6 protein-coding genes and 1 pseudogene are annotated in these 7,643 nt (G+C 36.5%); 5 read left to right on the forward strand and 2 right to left on the reverse strand.

Annotated features, from left to right (window positions below; genetic code table 11):
- Positions 1-34 precede the first annotated feature (34 nt).
- A complete protein-coding gene (locus BCF58_RS06735; RefSeq protein ID WP_121460988.1) occupies positions 35-955 on the reverse strand; it encodes a bifunctional riboflavin kinase/FAD synthetase in 921 nt (306 codons plus the stop codon).
- A gap of 281 nt (positions 956-1,236) precedes the next feature.
- Between BCF58_RS06735 and atpD the strand changes: the two genes are divergently transcribed.
- The 3 genes from atpD (at position 1,237) to BCF58_RS06750 (ending at position 4,024) form a co-directional block, all read left to right on the forward strand.
- Positions 1,237-2,745 carry a F0F1 ATP synthase subunit beta gene (gene atpD / locus BCF58_RS06740; protein WP_121460989.1) on the forward strand — a complete coding sequence of 503 codons (1,509 nt, stop codon included), beginning with the start codon at positions 1,237-1,239 and terminating at the stop codon, positions 2,743-2,745.
- A 97-nt stretch (positions 2,746-2,842) separates the two neighbouring features.
- The gene (locus BCF58_RS06745) at positions 2,843-3,124 is read left to right on the forward strand and encodes a FoF1 ATP synthase subunit delta/epsilon (protein WP_121460990.1); all 282 of its coding nucleotides are present in this window, start codon (positions 2,843-2,845) and stop codon (positions 3,122-3,124) included.
- 78 nt (positions 3,125-3,202) lie between these two features.
- The gene (locus BCF58_RS06750; RefSeq protein ID WP_121460991.1) at positions 3,203-4,024 is read left to right on the forward strand and encodes a hypothetical protein; all 822 of its coding nucleotides are present in this window, start codon (positions 3,203-3,205) and stop codon (positions 4,022-4,024) included.
- Positions 4,025-4,045: 21 nt separating this feature from the next.
- On the opposite strand, the gene BCF58_RS06755 is transcribed toward BCF58_RS06750, so the two are convergent.
- Positions 4,046-6,241, reverse strand: a complete 2,196-nt coding sequence (locus tag BCF58_RS06755) for a B12-binding domain-containing radical SAM protein (RefSeq protein WP_121460992.1) — start codon at positions 6,239-6,241, stop codon at positions 4,046-4,048.
- Positions 6,242-6,524: 283 nt separating this feature from the next.
- Here BCF58_RS06755 and BCF58_RS06760 point away from each other — a divergent pair, with 283 nt between their 5' ends.
- Entirely contained in the window at positions 6,525-7,253 is a 729-nt protein-coding gene (locus BCF58_RS06760) for a hypothetical protein (protein WP_147462040.1), read from the forward strand.
- Between the two features lie 16 nt (positions 7,254-7,269).
- Positions 7,270-7,643: pseudogene (locus BCF58_RS17360) on the forward strand (hypothetical protein); the annotation flags it as partial.

The raw sequence follows: 7,643 nt of genomic DNA on the forward strand, positions 1-7,643 counted from the left end.
ATGCTTACCGATCTGGTAAGCATTTTTTTTATTTTTAAAAATTAAATTCTTCTGTTAATCTCTTATCTTCATCAAGCCTTTCAATCAGCTTTTCAAGATTTTCAAACTTGATCTCTTCATGAAGAAAATCCCTGAATTTCACCATAATCTTTTCCTCATAAATGTCTTCATTAAAATCAAGGATATACACTTCAACCGTTAATTTTTCACCATTAACAGTAGGGTTGGTTCCCACACTCAACATTCCTTTATACTGTTGTCCTTTTACATATACTTCAACAATATAAGCCCCTTTTTGAGGTAAAAGCTTAATTGAATCGGTTTCAATGTTAGCGGTAGGATACCCAATTGTTCTTCCGATCTTCTTTCCGTGAGCTACTTTCCCGGATACAGAGTAAGAGTACCCCAACATTTCATTAGCTTCTTTAATCTTACCTGTCAATAACGCATTTCTTATTTTGGTGGAGCTTATGTTGTTTTCATGAATGTTGATGGCTTCCATTTGTTCAACCTCAAAGTCCAGTTCTTTGGATAATTTCTGAAGTAATTCAAAATTCCCGCTTTTGTTTTTCCCGAAAGAATGGTCATATCCTATAATCAGATACTTCACATTCAGTTGATCAACAAGGATTTGTCGTACAAATTCTTCTCCCGTAAGGTTCCTGAACTCTTTATCAAACTCTTTCAGGAATAAATTATTGATGCCGTATTTTTCCATCAGCAGTGTCTTTTCATCCAGTGTATTCAGAAGTTTCAGATCTTCATTAGGATTAAAAACAAAACGAGGATGAGGCCAAAAAGTAAGAACGGAAGTTTCCAGATTGTTTTCTGAACCTACTTTTATCAATTCATCAATAATACATTTATGCCCGAGATGTACTCCGTCGAACATGCCTAAAGACAATGCCAAAGGCTTTTGAGAGGAATAATCATTAAAATTCTTGAAAACTTTCAAAACGGAAAAAAATTTTGAGTGCAAATATAAAGCCTTTAGAATAATCTATAATAATCTATTCTAAGTTATTTTATGTTAAGCTGTTTTATATCATCTATAATTGCCGGGACTTTATGTAATCCCTTTAAATAATTATAAGCCTGCATCATTTGATAATATCCGGGTAAAATGATCTTATCATTCGATTTCAAAATTCCCCAAAAAGCATGATAAAAATCTTTTTTTTATCAATTGTGGGTTTGTGAAGTTTCATTATATTTGCACCAAGAAAAAATTTAGCAATGGCAAACCAAATTAAAGGAAAAATTTCTCAAATTATTGGTCCGGTAATCGACGTAGTTTTTAGAGATGTGGAGACACTTCCAAACATTTATGACGCGTTAGAAATTCCAAAAGGAAACGGTGAAAAATTAGTCTTAGAAGTAGAACAACATATCGGTGAAGATACAGTAAGATGTATCGCAATGGATGCAACTGATGGTCTTCAGAGAGGTCAGGAAGTAATCGGGTACGGAAAACCTATTACAATGCCAATCGGTGATGAGGTAAACGGAAGACTTTTCAACGTTGTTGGTGATGCTATTGACGGACTTCAAAATGTTTCTAAAGAAGGAGGTCTTCCTATTCACAGAGAAGCTCCGAAATTCGATCAACTTTCAACTTCTGCTGAAGTTTTATATACAGGTATTAAAGTAATCGACCTAATCGAGCCTTACGCAAAAGGAGGTAAAATTGGTTTGTTCGGTGGTGCGGGTGTAGGTAAAACCGTATTGATCCAGGAGTTGATCAACAATATTGCAAAAGGACACGGAGGTCTTTCTGTATTTGCCGGAGTAGGGGAAAGAACGAGAGAAGGAAATGACCTTTTGAGAGAGATGTTGGAATCAGGAATTATCAAATATGGTGACGATTTCATGCACTCTATGGAAAACGGAGGTTGGGATCTTTCTAAAGTAGATTTAGAAGTGATGAAAGATTCTAAAGCGGCATTCGTTTTCGGACAGATGAATGAGCCACCAGGTGCAAGAGCTAGAGTTGCCCTTTCAGGACTTACATTAGCCGAGTACTACAGAGACGGTGGAGAAGCAGGACAAGGTAGAGACGTACTTTTCTTCGTAGACAATATCTTCCGTTTTACACAGGCTGGTTCTGAGGTATCTGCACTACTTGGCCGTATGCCATCTGCGGTAGGTTACCAACCGACACTTGCTTCTGAAATGGGTGCGATGCAGGAAAGAATTACTTCCACTAAAAACGGATCCATTACTTCAGTACAAGCAGTATATGTACCTGCAGATGACTTAACTGACCCGGCTCCTGCAACAACGTTTGCTCACTTGGATGCCACTACGGTACTTTCAAGAAAAATTGCTTCTTTAGGTATCTATCCTGCGGTAGATCCACTGGATTCAACTTCAAGAATCCTTGCTCCTGAAATCATCGGAAATGAGCATTATGACTGTGCTCAGAGAGTAAAAGAAATTCTTCAAAGATATAAAGCGTTACAGGATATCATCGCGATCTTAGGTATGGAAGAACTTTCTGAAGAAGATAAATTAGTAGTTTATCGTGCAAGAAAAGTTCAGAGATTCTTATCTCAACCATTCCACGTAGCGGAACAGTTTACAGGTATTCCTGGAGCTTTGGTAGATATTAAAGATACCATCAAAGGATTCAACATGATTATCAATGGTGAATTAGACCACTTACCGGAAGCTGCTTTCAACTTGAAAGGAACTATCGAGGAAGCTATTGAAGCCGGACAAAAAATGTTGGCTGAAAACGCTTAATAATTAGAAATAAGATTTTTAGACATGAGATGAGAGACATATAATGTTTATCAAATCTTTTAATCTTCAATCTTTTAATCTTTTAATCTAAATTAAAATGAATATAAAAATTTTAACACCAGAATACGTAGTTTTTGAAGGCGAAGTAGATTCTGTATTGCTGCCGGGAAAAAATGGTGAATTCCACATCATGCAGAACCACGCAGGAATTGTATCTTCTTTAATGGGTGGTAAAGTAAAATTATATGCAAAATCTATCAATGAAGCATATGCCAAATATTTTACCAAAGAAAATGAGAAAGATTCTGTTTTTTCTTACCCAATCAAAAGCGGTGTTGTAGAATTTAATCATAATAAAGGAATTATCCTTTGTGAATAATTAAACGAAAAGCTAAATATATTTTCAAGAAAGTGTAACTTTGTTACACTTTTTTTATTTGCGTAAGAATCTGATTTTATGAAGAGAAGTTTAATCATTTTATTTGCAATTTTGGGAGTCGTATTCAATGCTCAGGACATTAAAACCAAAAGAGGAATCGTAAGTCTTGACGGAATTCATGTTGCAAAAATTTCTAATAAGTCAAGTGTTTATACTTTTATGGACTTAAAAGAAACTCCGATTTATACCATTGAGTTTGTTGACAAAAGCATAGTGGATTCTGTAAGGGACAGCTATATAAAAATCAACAGGGTCTATAACAGAGAAAAAACCATTGATCTGGATTATATTTCTCCCTCTGCATTTTCAGGTGAAGAAAAGTCTGCGGTCTATACTTCTGTCAAAGGCCTGAAAATTATTGATAACAGGGGAATCAATATCAAGAATCTGGACGATCTGTTTTCCAATGCTCCTAAAAGAAAACTGGATAATAAAACCAAAGAAGCATATTCAGTAAGGAGTAAAATTGATAAATTGAATATTACGGTTAATAATGTAGGAGAGATATTGAGTAATGGTAAACCTGTTGGATATTTTACCAATTTGCCGGTAAGCTTCGGTTCTGAAGATACCATCACCGATAAAACTTTTGTAGATATTGAAATTTATGATGCCAACAGCAAATATATCGGCAGATATATTACCACCACCAAACAATTGAAAACCGCAGGTGGAAAAGTATTTACCATTTATAAAGATATATCAGGAAGGGCATCCATCCTGAAATTTCCGACTTATAAGGCTATCGCAGAAAGAATGGCAATCATGGATCCGAATTTTATTAAAGTTCAGGGTAAGTTGACGGCAGGCCCTGTTATAAATGAAGGCACCGAAAAATAAAAAGGCTCGTTGCAGTTGCGTTTACAAACTTAAGATTACTCCATTATCTTTCAGTTGCTGCATCGGCTTGGAAAACCAGAACAATTCAAAATCTTCAAAATGTTCTTCAAATTGAGACTTCAATTGTTGCAGCGTAACTTTTCTTTCATTTTCTATAGAATTTTCAGCAAGTACTTTTACCAGCCATTCAGCTTTTTCCTGCTCCAGATCCACCTTCACAATGTTGGTTTTTAAATGGAACGTAAGTTGCGTATACGGCCAGGAGTTTTTCTTTTTTGTTTTTACGTAATTCTCAGCGATTACGTTTTTATCCGGAAAAATAATTTTTGAATTTCCTTTGAAACTGAACTGGTCTTCTTCCAAAAGACAATCGTGAATATAATCCGGATGAACAGTTGTTCTCGGAATTTTAAAATCAAACCAATCCTGCAACGGAATCTCAAAATTAATTCCATGCATATAATTGAAAAGAGATTTTTTTAACCCGAAACTAAACTTATTGTGATCTATTCCTATTTTATCTTTAAAATCAACATCATTGTTGGCGAACAGAATTTCCTGTTTCTGCGGGATGACTCCAAACTCTTCAGGATTCAAACCTACAGGAGAGTGGGCGGTCATTGCAAACTGATGCCAGAAAGCACTTTGCATGATTCCCATTTCAAACATCTGTCTTACCATTTCTAATGAATCCACGGTTTCCTGAACAGTTTGAGTCGGGTAGCCGTACATCAGATAAGCATGAACCATAATTCCGGCTTCGGTAAAATTCCTGGTTACCTGGGCAACTTGTTCTACGGAAACTCCTTTATCAATTAATTTCAACAGTCGGTCACTCGCCACTTCCAGGCCTCCTGAAACAGCGACACAACCTGAAAGCTTCAGTAAGAAACATAAATCACGGGTAAAGCTTTTCTCAAAACGGATGTTCGTCCACCAGGTTACAACCAGTTTTCTTCTTAGAATTTCTAAAGCAACTTCCCTCATCAAGGCAGGAGGTGCGGCCTCATCTACAAAATGAAAACCTGTTTCTCCGGTTGTTTTGATAAGCTCTTGCATCCGGTCTACCAGAATTTTGGCGGAAATAGGTTCGTAAATTTTGATATAATCTAAAGAGATATCACAGAAAGTACACTTTCCCCAATAGCATCCGTGAGCCATGGTAAGCTTGTTCCATCTTCCGTCACTCCATAAGCTGTGCATCGGATTGGCAATTTCAATAACGGAAATATATTGACCCAGCAACAAATCGGAATAGTCCGGAGTACCAATTTCGGCCTGCTTATAATCATGCCTTTTGGAATTGTTTTTATAAATAACCTTTTGATCTTCAATTAAAAAAGTTCTTTTGAATTGAGATTCTTCACTTTGTTCAGATTGACAGATATGTTTGTGAAGCAGTTCAATAGGCAATTCTCCATCATCCAAAGTAATGAAATCGAAAAATTCAAAAACTCTTGGATCTTTAACTTCCCTCAATTCCGTATTCGGGAAACCGCCTCCCATCACGGTTTTGATGTGAGGGTAATTTTCTTTAATAAATTGAGCGCATCGAAAACCTGAATATAAATTTCCCGGAAAAGGCACTGAAAAACACACCAATTTGGGTTGGATCATTTCCAGTTTTTCCTGAAGGATTTTTAAAGTAATTGTATCAATAAACGTTTGACCATCTGAAAGCTTTGAATACAATTCATCAAATGAATTGGCACTTTTCCCCAATCGTTCTGCATATCTGCTAAATCCGAAATCCGGATCAATGTGTTCAACAATATAATCAGATAAATCTTCTAAATATAAAGTAGCCAGATGCTTAGCTTTATCCTGTAAGCCCATATTTCCAAAAGCGAATTCCATATCATCCAGTTGATTGAAACGGGATGCTTCCGGAAGGAAATTCATACTGCAGATCTGTCTTGCCAATGTCGGGGTTTTTCCCTGGAGAAAGAAAATAACCTGATCTATGGTTTTAAGGTATTCTTCCCTTAAGGCAAATATCCTCTGGGAATTTTCAGAAGCTGTCTTCAGATCGATTGTTGTGTTGAAGATTTCCTGAAGTCCTTCGGCTGAAAATAGCTTCAATATCACCTCAATTCCTAAATCCATCTGATAGCACGATATATGTTTGGTATTCAGAAAACCTTTTATATATGCAGTTGCAGGATAGGGTGTATTCAGTTGGGTAAAAGGAGGAGTAATAAGAAGCAGGTCTTTCAATAGAAGTTTTTTACAAATTTATTTTAAAAGATATAACTACCAAAAAGTAAAGCATTATTTTTTTACAATAGTATAATTCATTATTTAGTGATAATTTAAAACATTAAATATATTTAACATTTTACTGTTTGTTTTTTCATGTTATTTATTTGTATTTATCAATAAAATTTAGTTAATTTTACATAATCGTTATGAGCTAAGGTTGATAAAATAATTTGATACATTTACTTGAACCTAACCATATTTGATTCTATATTTTCTAATGATTAATTCAAAATTACCTATGAAAAAACTAACAATAAACATCCTTTTTGGTTCGGCCTTTTTTTGTTTGTTACAAGCCCAGGTAGGAATAAAGACGCAAGTTCCTTCTGCCAGCTTGCACATAGAACCGTCGAGTATTTCCTCACCTACGGGTATGGACGGGATCTTAATTCCGAGAGTAAAGGCTTTTCCTGCACCCCAGGCAAAAGGGCATATGGTTTTTTTATTTCAGCATGCCACGCTTCCCGATGGTTTTTATTATTGGGACGGTACCGCCTGGGTTACTTTTCTAAGCACTTTTAACCGGACGTTTGATGATGCTATTTATGTGGTGACGGGAACCGGTTATTCCGCCTCGGGGAATACCGAGAATACTGTATTATTCAATACCCTTAAAGCATTTAACCCTTCGGGTTTTTCAGTTTCCGGGAATCAGGTTACGGTAGGGAAAAGCGGGAACTACCTGATCAGCTTTAATTCGGCCTTAAAGAAAACAGTAGGCACGGTTAACGAAAACAGAGCCATATATACCTATAGAATTAAAAAGAACGGGGCCACCATTCTGACGACTTCCAATTCTTTAACCAATGAGGGTACAACAGCAACGAGTGTTGCCCTTAGTGGGATTGTGGCTTTGGCCCAAAATGATATTTTACAGGTAACCATACAAAAAACCACAGAAACCGGGAGCAGTGTTTATACAGGATATGGAACCAATTGCATCACGATGACCTATCTGAATGATTAATTAAAGACTTAGAGCTATGAAAAAAATATTTATTACCTGTTTTCTGATGGTGTCCTTAGTAAGTCTTCATGCCCAAAATGGAGTAGGGATCAATACCAATGCGCCTAAAGCCACACTGGATATTCAGGCAAAAACGCCTGATACCCCGGAGAGTTCCGCAGGAATATTATTTCCTACGGTAAGCCGTTTCTCAACGACAGACCCTGGTCCGAGCCAGAATGCAATGCTGGTGTCTTTGGATAATGCAGCATCAGCGGGTTTTGAGGGCTATTATTTTTGGGATGACACCAAAAAGCTATGGCAATATATATTCCAGACGAAGATTTTAGGAAAAAACCTTTTTAAGACCATAGGTTCGGGAATCGGTTTTCCGGTAATAGCCAGCGGGGA

Origin of the sequence: Chryseobacterium defluvii (assembly GCF_003634775.1) — a bacterium.
GTDB lineage: Bacteria > Bacteroidota > Bacteroidia > Flavobacteriales > Weeksellaceae > Chryseobacterium > Chryseobacterium defluvii.